Annotated in this window: 23 protein-coding genes; 4 read left to right on the forward strand and 19 right to left on the reverse strand. The window is 35.6% G+C overall.

What is annotated here, in order from left to right; all coding sequences use genetic code 11:
- Positions 1-16: 16 nt before the first annotated feature.
- Positions 17-184: a hypothetical protein gene (locus AC1Q51_RS14555; RefSeq protein WP_175495700.1), complete on the reverse strand. Its 168-nt coding sequence runs from the start codon at positions 182-184 to the stop codon at positions 17-19.
- A gap of 99 nt (positions 185-283) precedes the next feature.
- Between AC1Q51_RS14555 and AC1Q51_RS14560 the strand changes: the two genes are divergently transcribed.
- Positions 284-487 carry a hypothetical protein gene (locus tag AC1Q51_RS14560; RefSeq protein WP_016078064.1) on the forward strand — a complete coding sequence of 68 codons (204 nt, stop codon included), beginning with the start codon at positions 284-286 and terminating at the stop codon, positions 485-487.
- Between the two features lie 116 nt (positions 488-603).
- Here AC1Q51_RS14560 and AC1Q51_RS14565 read toward each other — a convergent pair whose 3' ends face one another.
- Together AC1Q51_RS14565 and AC1Q51_RS14570 are read right to left on the reverse strand one after the other, a co-directional pair.
- Positions 604-1,158 carry an NAD(P)H-dependent oxidoreductase gene (locus AC1Q51_RS14565; protein ID WP_492331585.1) on the reverse strand — a complete coding sequence of 185 codons (555 nt, stop codon included), beginning with the start codon at positions 1,156-1,158 and terminating at the stop codon, positions 604-606.
- On the reverse strand, positions 1,148-1,687 hold the full coding sequence (locus AC1Q51_RS14570) for an ester cyclase (RefSeq protein WP_086387960.1): 540 nt from the start codon (positions 1,685-1,687) through the stop codon (positions 1,148-1,150). Before AC1Q51_RS14570 ends, AC1Q51_RS14565 begins: the two co-directional genes overlap by 11 nt.
- A gap of 169 nt (positions 1,688-1,856) precedes the next feature.
- Here AC1Q51_RS14570 and AC1Q51_RS14575 point away from each other — a divergent pair, with 169 nt between their 5' ends.
- A complete protein-coding gene (locus tag AC1Q51_RS14575) occupies positions 1,857-2,195 on the forward strand; it encodes a winged helix-turn-helix transcriptional regulator (RefSeq protein WP_000997917.1) in 339 nt (112 codons plus the stop codon).
- 55 nt (positions 2,196-2,250) lie between these two features.
- Here the strand turns inward: AC1Q51_RS14575 and AC1Q51_RS14580 are convergent, their stop codons facing one another.
- From AC1Q51_RS14580 to AC1Q51_RS14600, 5 genes are all read right to left on the reverse strand, one after another.
- A complete protein-coding gene (locus AC1Q51_RS14580; RefSeq protein ID WP_000742945.1) occupies positions 2,251-3,453 on the reverse strand; it encodes an MFS transporter in 1,203 nt (400 codons plus the stop codon).
- A gap of 213 nt (positions 3,454-3,666) precedes the next feature.
- A complete protein-coding gene (locus AC1Q51_RS14585; RefSeq protein WP_001996782.1) occupies positions 3,667-4,245 on the reverse strand; it encodes a TetR/AcrR family transcriptional regulator in 579 nt (192 codons plus the stop codon).
- A gap of 151 nt (positions 4,246-4,396) precedes the next feature.
- Positions 4,397-4,711 (reverse strand): DMT family transporter, encoded by a 315-nt coding sequence (locus tag AC1Q51_RS14590; protein ID WP_000539671.1) that lies wholly within the window; start codon positions 4,709-4,711, stop codon positions 4,397-4,399.
- Between the two features lie 2 nt (positions 4,712-4,713).
- Positions 4,714-5,058, reverse strand: coding sequence for a DMT family transporter (locus AC1Q51_RS14595; RefSeq protein ID WP_000796020.1), 345 nt, complete (start codon positions 5,056-5,058; stop codon positions 4,714-4,716).
- Between the two features lie 411 nt (positions 5,059-5,469).
- Complete coding sequence (locus AC1Q51_RS14600) at positions 5,470-5,829, reverse strand: MerR family transcriptional regulator (RefSeq protein ID WP_000288067.1); 360 nt, start codon at positions 5,827-5,829, stop codon at positions 5,470-5,472.
- Positions 5,830-5,963: 134 nt separating this feature from the next.
- Here AC1Q51_RS14600 and AC1Q51_RS14605 point away from each other — a divergent pair, with 134 nt between their 5' ends.
- Positions 5,964-6,734, forward strand: a complete 771-nt coding sequence (locus AC1Q51_RS14605; protein ID WP_000878082.1) for an SDR family NAD(P)-dependent oxidoreductase — start codon at positions 5,964-5,966, stop codon at positions 6,732-6,734.
- 80 nt (positions 6,735-6,814) lie between these two features.
- Here the strand turns inward: AC1Q51_RS14605 and AC1Q51_RS14610 are convergent, their stop codons facing one another.
- Together AC1Q51_RS14610 and AC1Q51_RS14615 are read right to left on the reverse strand one after the other, a co-directional pair.
- Positions 6,815-7,270, reverse strand: a complete 456-nt coding sequence (locus AC1Q51_RS14610) for an N-acetyltransferase (RefSeq protein WP_000686663.1) — start codon at positions 7,268-7,270, stop codon at positions 6,815-6,817.
- A 128-nt stretch (positions 7,271-7,398) separates the two neighbouring features.
- Positions 7,399-7,893 carry an Lrp/AsnC family transcriptional regulator gene (locus AC1Q51_RS14615; protein ID WP_000446096.1) on the reverse strand — a complete coding sequence of 165 codons (495 nt, stop codon included), beginning with the start codon at positions 7,891-7,893 and terminating at the stop codon, positions 7,399-7,401.
- A gap of 205 nt (positions 7,894-8,098) precedes the next feature.
- Between AC1Q51_RS14615 and AC1Q51_RS14620 the strand changes: the two genes are divergently transcribed.
- Positions 8,099-9,010: a DMT family transporter gene (locus tag AC1Q51_RS14620; protein ID WP_001146242.1), complete on the forward strand. Its 912-nt coding sequence runs from the start codon at positions 8,099-8,101 to the stop codon at positions 9,008-9,010.
- 34 nt (positions 9,011-9,044) lie between these two features.
- Here the strand turns inward: AC1Q51_RS14620 and AC1Q51_RS14625 are convergent, their stop codons facing one another.
- From AC1Q51_RS14625 to AC1Q51_RS14665, 9 genes are all read right to left on the reverse strand, one after another.
- Complete coding sequence (locus AC1Q51_RS14625) at positions 9,045-9,530, reverse strand: PRK06770 family protein (protein ID WP_090978490.1); 486 nt, start codon at positions 9,528-9,530, stop codon at positions 9,045-9,047.
- On the reverse strand, positions 9,530-9,931 hold the full coding sequence (locus tag AC1Q51_RS14630; protein ID WP_492331577.1) for a nuclear transport factor 2 family protein: 402 nt from the start codon (positions 9,929-9,931) through the stop codon (positions 9,530-9,532). The genes AC1Q51_RS14625 and AC1Q51_RS14630 overlap by 1 nt, the downstream gene beginning before the upstream one ends.
- 154 nt (positions 9,932-10,085) lie before the next feature.
- Positions 10,086-10,490 carry a DoxX family protein gene (locus AC1Q51_RS14635; protein WP_001077751.1) on the reverse strand — a complete coding sequence of 135 codons (405 nt, stop codon included), beginning with the start codon at positions 10,488-10,490 and terminating at the stop codon, positions 10,086-10,088.
- 152 nt (positions 10,491-10,642) lie between these two features.
- Positions 10,643-11,716, reverse strand: a complete 1,074-nt coding sequence (locus AC1Q51_RS14640; protein WP_098251162.1) for a DUF871 domain-containing protein — start codon at positions 11,714-11,716, stop codon at positions 10,643-10,645.
- 48 nt (positions 11,717-11,764) lie between these two features.
- Positions 11,765-13,129 carry a PTS transporter subunit EIIC gene (locus AC1Q51_RS14645; protein ID WP_090978485.1) on the reverse strand — a complete coding sequence of 455 codons (1,365 nt, stop codon included), beginning with the start codon at positions 13,127-13,129 and terminating at the stop codon, positions 11,765-11,767.
- A 24-nt stretch (positions 13,130-13,153) separates the two neighbouring features.
- Positions 13,154-14,038 carry an N-acetylmuramic acid 6-phosphate etherase gene (murQ, locus tag AC1Q51_RS14650; RefSeq protein ID WP_000892347.1) on the reverse strand — a complete coding sequence of 295 codons (885 nt, stop codon included), beginning with the start codon at positions 14,036-14,038 and terminating at the stop codon, positions 13,154-13,156.
- A 155-nt stretch (positions 14,039-14,193) separates the two neighbouring features.
- Positions 14,194-15,057 carry a MurR/RpiR family transcriptional regulator gene (locus tag AC1Q51_RS14655; protein ID WP_071713872.1) on the reverse strand — a complete coding sequence of 288 codons (864 nt, stop codon included), beginning with the start codon at positions 15,055-15,057 and terminating at the stop codon, positions 14,194-14,196.
- 29 nt (positions 15,058-15,086) lie between these two features.
- Complete coding sequence (locus AC1Q51_RS14660) at positions 15,087-15,401, reverse strand: hypothetical protein (protein ID WP_000704960.1); 315 nt, start codon at positions 15,399-15,401, stop codon at positions 15,087-15,089.
- Between the two features lie 124 nt (positions 15,402-15,525).
- Positions 15,526-16,749 carry a cation:proton antiporter gene (locus AC1Q51_RS14665; protein WP_492331578.1) on the reverse strand — a complete coding sequence of 408 codons (1,224 nt, stop codon included), beginning with the start codon at positions 16,747-16,749 and terminating at the stop codon, positions 15,526-15,528.
- Positions 16,750-16,807 lie beyond the last annotated feature (58 nt).

Raw genomic sequence — 16,807 nt, forward strand, 5'->3', positions numbered from 1 at the left:
ATGAATCAGTGGGGTTTTATTCATCCCCCACTGATTCATTAGCCCTCATCAACTGGTCGTTTACAGGAAATCCGACCACCACAAATAGCAAGATAAATAAAAAGAGGGGAATCCAAAAGTTCAGTTTTAATAATCTTTTGGATTCCCCCCTTTTCTCGCCCCAAAATTCCTTATCACTTTTCATAGGCAGTTCTCATATAGTGAAAATGACTATATAATTCCTATCCATAAGTTAAATAATGATTTCGCACATATATAAATACAAAAGATGGGAGCCTTATTTATGAATAACAATCCACCTTCAACGCCCCAAGACAACTCCGAAAACAATAGCCGTGATATTACACTGCAAACATTAAGGGTCATCGGACTCGTCGTCCTTATTAGTGGTTATATCCTCGTTGCGCTCTCTGAAGTAGGTGAGCTGAAAACCTTATTAACAAATCCGAATGCTAACCCTGATTTGGCTGAAGTTGATCCGTTTTAAAAAGAATAACATATCACCCTTCCTAAAAAAACGTAACAACTGATTCATTCAGCTGGGCAAATTTTGCGAAGTTATGGATAGAGTCATCCCCGCATTAAATACGGGGATGACTCTAATTATTGAATAACTTCTTCTAAATGATTCTTCAAGTTCCCTAAATACTTCTCTATATCCGGATTCTTCACCACATCATAACAAGCAAAACTCTTTAACGGACTCATACCGAGAAACTTTTGCACTCGGTGTAAATGACTAAGCGCTGATTCTAAACTTTCTCCTTCAAAGAACTTCGTCTTATCTCCAAATGCTTTTTCAGGTGCATTCCAAGTTGTAGAGAACATATACTCTTTCTCTTTTAATAAACCACCTGTTCCATATTCATCTGCACCTTTAAAGAACAAACCGTATTCATATACTTCATCCATATACGTTTTAAATAAGCCTGGAACACTAAACCAGTAAATTGGTGTTTGATAAATCACAACATCAGACCATAAAAACTTCTCTTGTTCTTCTTTAATATTGTAACCATCTTGAATCGTTGTTGTTTTCACATGATGATTCTCGCCTAATACAGTAACCATATAATCTACTAACGTTTTATTTAATCGTCCTTCCTTTGTACCGTATTTTTCATCGTTTTTCTCTCCCCTATATGATCTACTCTTCAGCTATTAAGCCGAGTTGCTGCTGTAGTGTAAGATTATCTTCTAAATGCCAATCTTCCGTTATCTTTCCGTCTTTCACATGTAAAATATCAATTGCAAAAAAATTAATTTTCTTACCATTATGCGTTCCTGTAAAAGAAAGACGGGCCGTTACTTTATCACCAACAACTAATAAGTCTTCAATCTCGCAATGTATATCAGGCACAACTTTACGAAAATTTTGCGCTGCAAACTTTAATCCTTCAATGCCTTGTGGTCGCCCTTTCGGCAATGTATTATCGAAGAAATCTTTAGTAACAGTCTGCGGAATAAGTTCCTCCTTACCTGTATCCCAAAATGCATAAAAACGCTGCGCCGCATGAACCATTTCTGTCGCTTCTTTTTTACTTAGTGAGGGATCAATTGTCATTGCTTTTGGCTTTGGCATTTCTTTTAATAACTGAACTTCAGTTTTTTGTTCCACACCACATGCTACAAGCACAATACAAATAACAAACAAACTAAGAAATCTAAATAACTTTTTTATCCCCATGGAAATCACCACCTCCTTATATAAATCCTTTTTGTTTCGTATTGCTATTGTATATGCACTAACTTCCTTTATGGAAGTAGTGATATTTTTTTCATATAGTTACCAAAAGTATAGTTTTGTGATACTATAAAGCAAATTCATCCAAAAAAATTTTATGGAGGCTAGTTCCATGAACGATATAAATCCAGTTGAATTAACGAAAGGTTTACCTGGCATACCTTGTCCCATCGCTAAAACGCTTGATGTAATTAGTACAAAATGGACGTTTTTAATCATTCGTGATCTTCTTATCGAAGGAACATTACGCTTTAGTGATTTACAAAAATCAATGGATGGTATTAGTCCAAAAACATTATCGCTTCGACTAAAAGAATTAGAGTCTCAAGGCATTATAACGAGAAAAGTATATCCAGAAGTTCCGCCTCGTGTAGAGTACACATTAACGGATAAAGGAAAGCAATTAGAGGGGATTTTTATTGAATTAAAACGGTTTGGATTAAGCTTATAAAATGAAACTTTAATCAGGATAAAACAAAAACCCCTTACCGTCGTAAGGGGTTTTATTACTTCGCAAAACTTTCAGCCAACTGTTTCTCTCTCCACATAAATGTAATGCCGAGACCAACTATTAAAACAACGCCTGAAAATGCATATGGATAATGAATATTCATATCAAATAATATTCCGCCCATCGCTGGTCCTGCGATATTTCCTAAACTCGTATAAGTCGAGTTCATACCAGCGACGAATCCTTGCTCTTTTCCGGCTGCTTTTGATAAAAATGTCGTTAAAGCTGGACGAAGTAAATCAAATGCTAAGAAAATGAAGCAAGTAACGAGAAGTACAATCCAATAATTAAAGACTACAGTTGAGACGAATGCTAATACTGCACCTACAATTAAACATATTTGAATTAACACTTTCTCACCGAACATGTCTACCAATTTGCCAAACATAAATACTTGCACAACTACCCCAAAGATTGAACTAATTGTAATAATTGCCGCAATATCTTTCGGCGAGAAACCAAATTTATGATCAGAGAATAAGCTAAACACTGTTTCATACGCTGATAATCCGAATGCGAGTACAAATACGATAATAAATGCAATTGCATACATTGGATGTAATGATTTCTTTAAATCCCCAATAAAACTTGATTCTTTCGTATTAGAAGAAATCTCTGCAAGTTCTTCTTTCGTTAACGGTTCTTTTAAAATAAAGATCGAAATCACACATGCTATAAAAGCAATTACTGCTGCAACGAAAAACGGCACACGTATACCGTATTCTGCAATAAATCCGCCGATTCCAGGCCCTATAATGAATCCAGTACTAATAGCCGCAGATAAGTATCCCATCGCCTTTGGACGTTCCTGAATAGATGTAATATCCGCAACATATGCCGTAACACCAGGCATAATAAAAGCAGCACTAATTCCGCCTAATACCCTTGCTACATAAAGCATCCATACATCTTTTCCTAATCCAAAAAGAAGCTCTGAAACACCAAAAATAAATAATCCAATGATTATCATTTTCTTTCTACCGTAAAGATCAACCCACCGGCCTGTAATAGGTGAAGTAATGAGCTGTGCCATTGCAAACACTGCAACGAGATATCCCATCGTCTTCCCTGTTAAACCCATATCATTCATAAAGGACGGCATAACCGGAATGATTAATCCAATCCCTAAAAAAGCGATAAATATATTACTCAAAAGAATGACCAATACCATCTTTTGTTCTTTTATCGGTTTCTTCACTTTTTAACACCTCTTCCCGTAAGTTCCTCTCAAAAAATAATGCCCAAGAAGCTTTTTCTCTATCCTTCTATTTGTGGGCTAGTCATGAGTAGAGATGCCCCCTACTCGTTAGAATTTCACACTATCCTTCCACACATACATACGCATTAGGTGAATGACTATCATTCAGTTTTCCTCAAAAATGAACCTACCTTTTCAGACAGGTTCATCTCACTATTTCTTTATATGTAGTGCATGTGTTAAAAAATCTAGTACTTCTGCCTTTTGTAGCTCGACTTGCTCATCATCTTTATGATCATATAGATACACTTGTTCCGCTGCTGATTCAACTAGAGCGATAAATAACTTCGCTGTTCGCTCTGCGTGAACCGAATCACGAATTTCACCAGCTTCTTTTGCCTCATTTAAAAATTCACTTAGCCACATATAAAGGGGCTCATACACAGCTTCCCATTCTTTTATATGTTCTGTAGATGCAAGACCAGCATACATTAAAGCTTGTATTTCACGATATTCAGCTATAAAGTGAAACACCGCATCTATTACTTGCGTCACTTTACTTGAGAAAGGCGCATCGTTTTGCACTTTTTCTTTCACTGCAAGTATCATCTTTTCAACCATCACTTCTGCTATTGCAGGCATAACAGATAACTTAGAAGGAAAATATAAATAGAAAGTTCCTTGCGCAATGCCAGCTAATTTCACGATATCAGAAATCTTCGTTTTTTCGACGCCCTTTTCCTGAAACACTTCAATAGCTGCATAGACAATTTTCTCTTTTTTATTCATCATCTAAACCCTTTCACACGCATATTGAATGACTGTCACTCATTTTATAAGATAATCGATTGTACTGTCAATGATAGTGAACTCTAAGAGGAAATCATTTTTTTATAATAAAATCTCCTAATAAACAATTAGGAGATAAAAATACAATATACCTTTAAGAAAGTGCCTTTAATCCTGTCACTCCACATACAATAAGAAACACACTAATGATACGCGCTTTACTTTTCGACTCACCAAACAAGAACATGTTTAACAAAACTGCACCTGCTGTTCCGATACCAATCCAAACCGCATACGCGACACTTACTTGTAAAAATAAGAAGGAAGTATACAAAAATGCGAAGGATGTAGCAAACCCACCTATATAAATCGCACCATTGGCTAATGTCTTATCTTTACTATACATTTTAAGTCCTATCACACCGACTATTTCACTAATTGCAGCACAAAATACGAAAAACCAACCCATTTTTAAGCAGCTCCTTCCACAGTTTCTTCTTTATTGTCAGCTAACTTTAAACCGATAACGCCGGCTACTACCATAAGAATGAAGAATAGTTTGCCTGCGCTGAAACTTCCACCGAAAAGAAATACATCCATTAAGAAAGTACCTACCGTACCAGCTCCAGCGAAAACAGCATATACAGTTCCTGTTGCAAGATGTTCACACGCTTTAGAAAGGAAGTGAAAATCAACAGCGATAACTCCTAAAATAATAATCCAATGCCACCAAGTATTAGCCGTATTAAAACCAAACACCCAAAAAATTTCAAAGATACATGTTAATATGACATATAACCAAGCTCTATTTTTCATACCTCTCACCTCTTATGACTGACTATCAGTCATTTTTATTTTAAAAAAATATACTCTTTCATCAATACTATATAAAAACAAATATCATCCTCATTTACCATTTATATTTGTTCCGTTTCCAAGTAAACTGCATCCTGTCATACAAAATGACTGAATGTCATTCATATATATTGTACATGAACATTTTAAAAACTGTCAATGCCGAAAGTTTATTTAAAATTTCTTTCATCTGATTTGTATATTTCCTAATAATCTGTCAATAATGCTAGTAACATAATATTTTCTCCACTCCCCCTTGGAGAGATCCCTTGAATGGAGCAGTTAGCTTTTGCTAGCTGCTCTTTTTTATTTATCCGCACACTATGATGAAATACTCATAGCTCAAATCCATTTTTCATCACATAACAACATCTATTTATTTTCCAATGAGCTTTTGTATGTACGAATTTTATTCTCAAGCATCTTCTCTGTAACCTCTAAGTTTTCTCTTTGAATCTGAATAGATTTCCTATGATCTTCTAGGAGCTGTAAACGAGCTTCTGTTGTATGCTCCCCTTCTGTATATAATCTAGCGTATTCTCTTATTTTCGCTATTGGCATTTGCGTTTGTTTTAATTTCATTACAAACTGCAACCACTTTATATGTGACTCTTCGTAAAGTCGATTTCCATTTGTATCACGATTTGCAATTAATATATTTTCCTTTTCATAATAACGTAGTGTATGTGTGCTCACGCCTAATAATTTTGCTACCTCACTAATTGTGTACATACTAAAGCTCCCTCCACATGCTTACCCTCATATATTTTATGACCGTATCAAATTTATAAAAAACATTTGACTTAGAGTATACTCTAACAAATACAATCTAACCATAAATGAATTTGAATTTAGGGGGATTTTATATGAAATACACTGTTATTACTGGCGCAAGTTCCGGAATTGGTTATGAAGCAGCTTTAGCATTTGCATCTCGCGGAAAAAATTTAGTACTTGTAGCTCGAAGACAAGAAGAATTAAACGGATTAAAATTAAAAATTAACGAAATGCATCCGGAGTTGGATGTTGTCATTCGAAGAACTGATTTATCTGTTACTGAAGATGTTTATAAACTTTATGAAAGCCTACAAGCTTTTCAAATTGAAACGTGGATTAACAACGCAGGTTTTGGTAATTTCGCCTCAATTGCTGAACAAAATTTAAATAAAATCGAAACGATGTTACATGTAAATATAGAAGCACTAACAATACTCTCTTCTCTTTTCGTTCGAGATTATTCAATGGTTGATGGAACACAGCTTATTAACGTTTCATCGGGCGGCGGATACACGATTGTTGCTGATGCTGTTACGTATTGCGCTACGAAATTCTATGTAAGTGCATTTACAGAAGGGCTGTCTCACGAACTGAAAGAACAAGGCGCAAAACTGCAAGCAAAAGTTTTAGCTCCTGCTGCAACTGAAACAGAATTTGCGAAGCGTTCATTTGATATTGATGAATTCCAATACGATAATGTTGTACCAAAATTCCACACTGCAAAACAAATGGCACAATTTATGCTCGACCTTTATGATAATGATAAAGTTGTAGGAATTGTCGACGGTTTAACGTATAACTATGAACTTAAAGATCCACTTTATAATTTTGCCGTGAGACAAAAGAATTCAAATTCTTAATAACCTGTCCATTTCTTATGGAAATATATATTCCCACTATATATGTAAATAATAGTGGGAACTTTTTCCCTATAAATTTTTTATCCAACATACCGCACCATCGCCACTTCATCACAATAATCCACCTTTGGACAATGTCTACAATCAATCCATACTTTCTCTGGCAACGCTTCTTTGTTTATAAAATCAAATCCACACTTTTGAAAAAATACTGTTTCATATGTTAAGGAAATTACTCTTCTTACATTTATTTTCGTAGCTTCCTCCATTACATGATTTACGAGCATACGCCCTATCCCTTTCCCTGCATATGTATGCGAAACTACTAACGATCGTATTTCTGCAAGATCTTCCCCTAATACATGTAATCCAGCAACTCCAACAATTCTCTCGTCTTCTTTCATAACATATAAACATTGCAAATATTGATAAAGAGACAAAAGGGAACGTGGTAAAACCACTCCCTCTTTTGCATAAACCTCAATAAGACTATAAATTTCTTTCACATCACTCGTCACCGCATTACAGATTTTCATATTACATCCCCTTGCCCTCGATATTAATATTTATAACTTTAAATGAATTTTAATCCATAATTTCATATAATAATACAGCTCTCTTTTCTCCTCGTCAATCACTTTATGCAAACAAAAAACCAAGCAATCTAATTGATGCTCGGTTCCTCATCTCGTATCGGCAATACCGTCGAATATTTAATTTCACGAAGTGCTAAACTTGTCTGTATCCTTGTAATACCAAGCTTATTCAGCTTTCTAATAAACTGCTCCAGTTCTTTACGATCACGATTTGCAACCTTTAATAAATAATCGTACTCTCCTGTTAAACAGTGACATTCTAACACTTCCGGCATCGATTCTAATTCTTTCTCCAACACTTCCAACTTGTCAAATTGATGAATATTCGTACTCATAAAAATAAAACATAATAAATCAAACCCAAGCTTTTCTTGATTTAAAATCGCAACTTGCTTATCGATGAAACCTTCCCCATCTAACCTTTTTATTCTTGCATGCATCGCAGCCGGTGATAAATTAACGCGACGTGCCAGCTCTGCATTACTTACTTGTGACTCCTTCTGCAATATATCTAAAATTTGTACATCCAAATCATCCAACACTTTAATAACAGACGACTCCATTACAATTCCCCCTTTTTTCTTACCGATGATTATTCGAAAAAACACCTTATACCTCACGCGAAACTGAATATCATTCCGTAAATATCACTCATAACTAAAGGTTTTATCGAGTTTTCACCATTATACAAAAGAATATATTACACAATAAAGAAAAATGCTAAAATTATTTACAATAAGTATTGATTACAAAAAAGGGGATTTTATCATGCCTTATTTTTACGTCTTTTTACTATTACTAACGAGCTTATTATGGGGAGGAAATTTCGTCGTTGGAAAATCACTCGTCGATCATGCATCGCCGATGACACTGACAAATTTAAGATGGATGATTGCGATTGTTTGTTTATTACCAATGGTATGGTTTAAAGAAAAGAAAATCCTTCCACCACGTACCGCAATACTTCCGTTAATATTGATGGGAATTTCAGGGGTCGCTCTTTTTAACATCTTTCAATTTTTAGCATTAGAAAAAACATCCGCTACGAATGTAGGTCTTATCTCTACTTTGAATGCAATTTCAATTGCATTATTTTCAGTATTATTTCTAAAAGAAAAAGTAAATACACTTCAAATCCTATCCATGATTCTTTCATTTTTCGGGGTTATCCTCGTCCTATTAAAAGGTGATTTCTCGCTTTTATTTTCACTACATTTTAATAGCGGTGATTTATGGATGATTGCAGCAGTTTGTATTTGGGGAATCTATTCTGTTTGTAGTAAATGGGCAACAAAAACAACTACACCACTTATGGCAACGTTGTACTCTGGTATTTTCGGCGTTATTTTATTACTACCGTTTAACATAGGTAGCTTCACTGTTTCAAATATAAATACTTCTTTCATCACATCACTTTTATATACTGGGCTTATTTCGACAGTTCTTTGTATGGTATTTTGGAATATTGGCGTACAAAAATTAGGCGCAACTACATCAGGTATTTTTCTAAACTTCAATCCAATTTTCACAGCCATTTTAGCCTTCATATTTCTCGGGGAAGAATTAACGTGGATACAAATTTTAGGGACAATTGTCGTTGTAACAGGATGTTATTTATTTTCTCATTTCAAAACTGTTGCCGTTCAGCCTGTTAGACCTTTAATGCGCAAACATTCTTAATAAAAAAACATCGTCATCTGGGTTGGCGATGTTTTTATTTACTCTTCATTTCTTTTATATACCGCTTTTCCTCTTCTGGCGATAAACGTTCCGTCGCCTTGCCAGTATCTCCACCTTGAAGGCTCCATAAAAAGTTATGCTCCTCAACAGTTTGAGAAAAATCTCCTTTTTCCCATCTATTTATAATAGAAAATAACTTCATTTTATATTGAAAACCTGTACTATTTTCAATATCTCTTTTCACATTAGAAATTTCCTTTTTTGTCATCTCTACAAATCCCCATTTTTCAGAGGATTTTACCTTTTGGTGCACCATTTTATGCATAGTAGAAATAATTTCACCTTCACTAATTTGCGGAGCTTCTTCTGCAGCTTTTTTCTCTTTTTCGTTTGCCGCTCGCTCGGTTTGAATATTTGTATTTTCTTTTTCCACATATGCAAGCAATTTCTTTCCGCCAACTATAGAAGAGATGATTACCATAATGGTAATACATATACCTACAATCCATTTAAAAAGCATTAGCTCTTCATCGCTTCCCTAACAATATGACTATCTACATACTGCTTAAACTTCACGATTTTTCCATTTTCAAGCTGCCATACATGAACAAATTCTGCTTCAAATGATTTTCCTGTTTCTTTATAAACTCCAGAATACATACCTTCAGCAATAATTACATCTTTTCCGTTTACTTCATGATATGTATTTACACTTGCTTTATAATCATCCCATTCTGATCCTAAACGGCTAAATACATTTTCCATTATAGTTTCTACGCCTGTATATGTTCCGCCATACGGGAAACCTTCTGCCTCTGTCCATTCCACTTTTTCAGAGAAGGCTTCTGCTAAATGCTTTGCATTCGAAGAAGCTGATCCTTCATACGTGCTTTGAATAATTTCTAAATTTGATTTAGGCATATTACTTCCTCCCGTTTATTTATTTTTACACAAGACGTAACCAATGTAGTTACATCTTGTGCAAAAAAATATTTAAATTGTTTCATTCGTAATTTATTAGTTGTAATCATTATAGTTACAATAATTCTTCAAGTCAACAATTTATAAATAAAATTTACTTCGTTTTCATTACTTTCTCTTTTAAGAAACGATCTACATATCCTTCTGCTTTTACTACGAATAAATACGCACCCATTGATAATAATGCAAGATCTAATTCATATCCTGGATTCTTTCCATCTCCTAATAAACCTGCTGCTCCATTTACCTTTACGATAGCTCCAGCTAAAATAAGAGCGAATAACAATCCTACATATCGTACACCTAAACCGATAATTAATAATATACCACCAACTAATTCTACAGTTGCTACGCCGTATGCAAGGCCACCTGGTAAACCGATGCTCGTAAACCATCCTGCTACATTATCGATACCTGATTGAAACTTTGCTAAACCGTGTGCAAAGAACGTAACTCCTAACACGATACGAATAATTAAATTCCCAATATATTGATTCATTTTGAACTCTCCTTTTTGTTTTGTTATGGTGAACTTTTATTTACAAGTCAAAACAATACGGTATTTTATTTCATTCGTCAAATACTTTTTTAAAGAAAACAAAAAACATTATCCGTTTTACGGATAATGTTTTCCTACAAAATAGCGCTAATTCAAGCTTTTATTCTATCGCATAGAAAAAGTTGAAACATTTTTCCAGCGCCAATATAAGGCAGTAAAGAAACGTCCTCTTCCACAACTATTCCAACAACATTCACTTTCTCATCTACAGGTAAATCATGTGTAGCAACTTGCATCTCCCCTGCATATCTACCGTACAATTCATTATCAATTGTAATGCTGCCTTTCTTTCTTACAATTGTATGCATCGGCTGTAAAACCACTCTATTTCCTTCCCTTGATTCTACAGATCGAATAACATCACGAGCCGGATCTAGTCTATTTGTATGCACTTGCTCCACCACTTTTAATACTTCTTTATCAGTTATAAATGATTTGTAACGCAATGGAATAATCCCTCTACTCGCACTAGCTACTTCTTGCATACTTTCCAAACTTGCGCTTATATCTCCAATCAATACTTTATCAACACCACAATCTTGAACAAGTTCTAAGTACGCTTCAAGCGGGCGCATATTGCGATGTTTTTCTAACGTTGGTAACCCTTCATATAACGGACCACGTTTTTCCGCATCTCCTGGAATAAATGCCATCGTTTTTATTCCGCACTCCTGTAAATATTGATTTTGTTTTTGTAAGAAGGACTTTGCTAGTCCCGTCTCTGGACGTGGATAAAAATTATGCCACGCTTCTACATTCTCTACTCGTATATGTTCTGTAAGTAATTCTTTCCAAAATGGCTTTGTAATCGTACTCGCATTTAAAGCTACTTTCATCTTATGAGATACGCTTGCAATTTCTTTTGGCGCAATGCCGTAATCCATTCTTAAACCGGTAATGCCCCAGTCCAATAGTTCTTCCACATTTTCATATGTTAGCCCTAAATGATGTAACGATTTTGGAGAAACATCAACCATTAACTCCATTTCATGTGCAAGAGCTTGTTTCCCTAATATTTGAATTAACTCTTTATACGTATTTGGATCATCTTCTGGAATGTGCAGTGATGTAAAAATAGATGTAAACCCATTTTCCTTCGCTATTTTTAGCCACTCTTCTTGTTTCTCTACTCGTTCTTTTGAAAGATAAATGGAAACTCCGATCATATAAATCTCCCTTTCTATTAATAGAAAAAGAGAAAGGAATCCCTTTCTCTATATGTTTTCTGCCATTTCTTCTTTAAATCCGAAGAAGTACGTAAAGATAAATCCGAAAGCATATGCAATTACTAAACCTAAGAAATAGAGTAAATATTTATTTTCAGCAATTAACGGAATTAAAGATAGCCCTGATACGCCAATTCCAAGAGAAGCTGTTTGCATAACTGCTTGGAATGCACCACCGACAGCCGCTCCTAAACAAGCAGTAATAAACGGTTTCCCAAGTGGTAATGTCACCCCGTATAATAACGGCTCACCAATTCCTAAAAAGCCAACTGGCAATCCACCTTTAATTACATTTCGAAGTCGTTTGTTTTTTGTTTTCACATAAATCGCAATCGCTGCGCCCACTTGGCCAGCACCAGCCATTGCAAGCACTGGTAATAAAGGTGTTACGTGTGTTTGATTAATAAATTCCATATGAATTGGTGTTAAACCGTGGTGTAATCCGACCATAACAAGTGGTAAAAATGTTCCAGCTAGCACTGCCCCAGCAAATGCCCCACCAACATTTAAAATTGCGTTAATACCGCTCGTAATACCATCAGATAAGAATCCCGCTGCCGGCTGAATCGCTAACATCGTAACTATACTTACAGCTAATACAGTAATAAGCGGTGTTACAATAATATCAACTGCATTTGGCACTGCTTTTCGTACTTGTCTTTCCACTACAACCATAAGCCATGCTGCAAAAATAACTGCAAACAATCCGCCCCGTCCGGGCACTAATGCTTCACCAAACAATTTTACGTTTGCCATCGCCGGGTTGAAAATTAAAATACCAGCAATTGCCCCAAGAACCGGTGTCCCGCCAAATTCTTTCGCTGTATTCCAGCCGACTAAAATTCCTAAGAATGTAAAGATACCGCCGCCAATGAGTAGTAACATTTGTAACCACGTTGCATTTGGATCAGCACCAGCATTTTTCGCAAAGTTAGCAACCCCGTTTATAATTCCTGACGCAACAAGCCCCGGAATTAATGGGATGAAAATACTTCCTATTTTTCGTAAAAAGTTTTTCACCGGTGTATTATTTTTCTTCTTAATCTCTGATTTCATCTCTTGCCCAATATCTTCAAGGTGATGATCTGCTACCTCACCAATTCGTAGTCCTGTCAAACCTTCCATTTCAGCTGCTACTTTATTTACTGTTCCTGGACCAACGACAACTTGAAGCGTCTCATCTTCTATAACACCCATAACGCCTTCAACTTTTTTCAAAAGGTCCATATTTACTTTACTTTCATCATGAAGCGTTAAACGTAGTCTCGTCATACAATGAGCAATACTACGAATATTTTTTATTCCTCCAAGTTGCTCCGAAATTTCCTTGGCCATTCTCTCTTCTTTCTTCATAATAGAATCCCCCTCCCTATTATTTTATAGTGCTTTCTTCACAAACCCTTTTGCGCATTTTAGTTTCTCCAGTGCTTCCCCATATTCGCACTGCAACAACACCATAACAATGGCAGCTTTTACGTTACGTTCTGCCTTTTCATAATACTCTGTCGCTACTTCATAACTAGCGCCTGTTGCTTCCACAATAATTCGTTTTGACCGTTCTACTAACTTTTCATTTGTGGATTGAACATCTACCATCAAGTTTTTATATACTTTTCCTACACCAATCATCGAAGCTGTTGAAATCATATTCAACACTAATTTTTGTGCTGTACCAGCTTTTAAACGCGTTGATCCTGTTAATATTTCTGCACCTGTCTCTACTTCTACATTTAACTTTGCATATTTACTTATTTCAGCATTTTTATTACAAGAAATACTCGCTGTACTCGCTCCTACGCTCTGTGCGTATTTCAAGCCGCCAATTACGTAAGGAGTTCTGCCACTTGCAGCAATTCCAATCACTGTATCTTTCTCATTTAATCCAATACTTTTTAAATCTTCTTCTGCTAACTCTTCGCGATCTTCGGCACCTTCCACCGCTTTAGTAAACGCTTTCAACCCACCTGCTATAAATCCTTGCACCATTTTATCATCCGTGCCAAATGTCGGCGGACATTCCACTGCATCTAGAATACCTAAACGACCACTCGTACCAGCACCAATGTAAATTAAACGTCCCTCTTCTTCAAAAGATTTAATAACAGTCTGTACAACCTTTTCAATTTGTTCTATCTCTTTTTCAACTGCTAACGCAACAGTTCGATCTTCTTCATTCATACTTTGCAACACTTCTTTTATACTCATTTCATCCAGATTCATTGTTTTCTCATTACGATGTTCTGTCGATAAATTTTCTAACATATTGCCACCCTCTTTGAAATTATATTTCACACTTTTATTATAACTTTAAGAAACTAAAAATCAATAACTCTTTCTTATTTTATGAAATAAAATTTCACAACATGACATATTTGTGTCAAAGATAATAAAAAAGATGAGTCTCCTCATCTTTTCTTCTACTTTAACTTCCGTAACCGCAACGCTTCTTCTCGCGTCTCCATAAATTGATCCAATACTTTATTACCAATTCGGTTGAAAGTAATCACATATAAAGCATCAATCATATTCAGTTGCGTCATTCTCGACGCAATACTTGCAATACGATGATCTTGTTCTACATCTGGCATACAAAGACGAATGTCCGCTTCTTTATATAAGGGGGATGATTGATCTAGCTTCGTAATTCCAATAACAGTTGCACCTTGTCTCTTTGCATACTGCGCCATTTCAAGCACATCTCTCGTTCGACCAGATGTTGAAATCGCAACAAATATATCGCCTTCTTTTAAATTCGTCACAAGCGGCAACATCATATGAAAATCAGATAGCATCATCGCTGTAAATCCAAGCCGTGTAAATTTATACGCCCCATCCATTGCTGGCGTAGCTGATCCACCTACGCCGTAAAATATAATTTTGCCCGCATTGACAATACGATCTACAGCTTTCTCAAGTTCCTTCTTATCTATCGCAGTAACGCTCGCCTCAATTGCAGCTTTATTCACATAAGTGACTTTATTAAACAAATCGTACGGTCCATCTTCCGTATTCATCACTGAAAAATCGTTAATATTATAATCAGCAATCGTTAATTCACGAACGAGTGCTATCTTAAATGCTTTAAAACTTCCGATCCCAATCGACTTACAAAAACGAACGACACTCGCCTCACTTGCGCCTGCATTCGTTGACACTTCTTTCGTCGTTAAGTTCGGAACAATCTCTGCATTCTCCATTATGTACATGGCAACCTTCTTTTCAGCTGGTGAAAATTGATCCATATTACTTTCAATTTTAAATAGTAATGTTGAAGCTTTCACTATTTAACCTCCACTTCTTACGGTTGCGTTCACTTATTTTCTCTTGCTTCAAGAAGGTAAAAACCATCATCGCCAGGAGGATGAAACACATTTACAATGCGATTCCCTTTTTGATAAACAGTTCTTTCTCCTTCTGTCCACTTCTCTTTCCAACCGTTCATCCAAATCGCAACATCAGGTAAAAAAGCAGTATATTTCAGCTTCTGACCGTACTCACCATCTGCTTCTTCCGAAAAAATAGAAACCGGAAAATCTTTCACTTTTGATTCTTTCCATGCAGTAAATGGTATACATACTGCAATAAGTACGATTACACCGATAACCTTCTCCTTCGTAATCTTCACACTTCCCTCTCCTTGTCATATCACATACATAGATTTTACCATAATTACAAACCCTTCATGCTATATGACCATTGCTTTTTGGAATAAAAAAAGAGCTTACCTACATCAGATAAGCCCTTCCTCTCTATACAAAATATTTCTTCAAAAGTGGCGGTGTAATAATCGTCGTCAATATAACAACAATAACAATCGCTGTGAAATTTTCTTTCGCTAATAAATTCGCCGTAAGTCCATTTGCTGCGATGATAAGCGCTACTTCACCACGTGATACCATCCCCGCGCCAATACTAATAGAAGATTGAAGATTAAAACCTGTCAATCTCGCTCCTAAACCTGATCCAATTAACTTTGTGAAAATTGCAATGAGGGTCATAATAATAATGAACCAAAGCTGGCTTCCAATGCCTTGAAATGTAATTTCCATTCCGATACTTACGAAGAATACTGGAACAAATATTGCATAAGCAATCGGTTCAATTTTATGTTCCACTTCATGCTTATACTCTGTTTGAGAAATAGCAATTCCTGCTGCAAATGCTCCAATAATACCTGCAATTCCCATCATTTCACTGTAATAAGAAAAAGAAAAGCAAATAATAAGAGCCGCGCTAATTAACGCTTCTGTTACACGAAGTGGGACAAGCATTTTCATAATCCAAGGAACGACTTTCCAAGCAATAAAAACAATACTTACAAAGAAAATAATTTTCTTTGCAATGACAAGTGTTATATTCACATCTTGTGTTCCTAAAAAACTCATTACAAATGCCAATAAAATAACGACAATGACATCATCAAATACGGCAGCACCTAAAATTGTTGTACTTTCTCTCGTATTCATTTTTCCTAGATCACGTAGCGTCTGCACCGTAATACTAACCGATGTTGCGCAAAGTAATAACCCTAAAAAAATGGCATGGGACTGTATTAATCCAAACAGTAACCCTGTTACATAACCACCGATGAAAGGAAAAATAATTCCACCAGCCGCTACTGCAAATGACGATTTCAAATTCCGATTTAACTCTTCTAAATCTGTTTCAAGTCCCGCCATAAACATAAGTAGCAAAACACCAATCTCACTCAGTTCATCAATCAGTTCAGAACTATTAATAATACCGAGTACAGCCGGACCGATAATAATACCAACAATTAACTTACCAAGTACAGAAGACTGACCAAGTCTCACACTAATGTCACCAGCTAATTTCGTACAAAGTAAAATGACGACAAGTTCAAAATAAAATAACATAGCATCTGCTCCTACTTTAACTTTAATCAGTGGGTCGTTAACCCTCGTCCATTTCTGCAAGTAGTTTCCCCTATTGATCCGAATTTTATTTTTCATATTTTTATTTGACAAAATATTCTGAATTATATTAAGATTAATCCAGCAATTTTAAAAA

Source organism: Bacillus sp. MT94 (genome assembly GCF_058792475.1).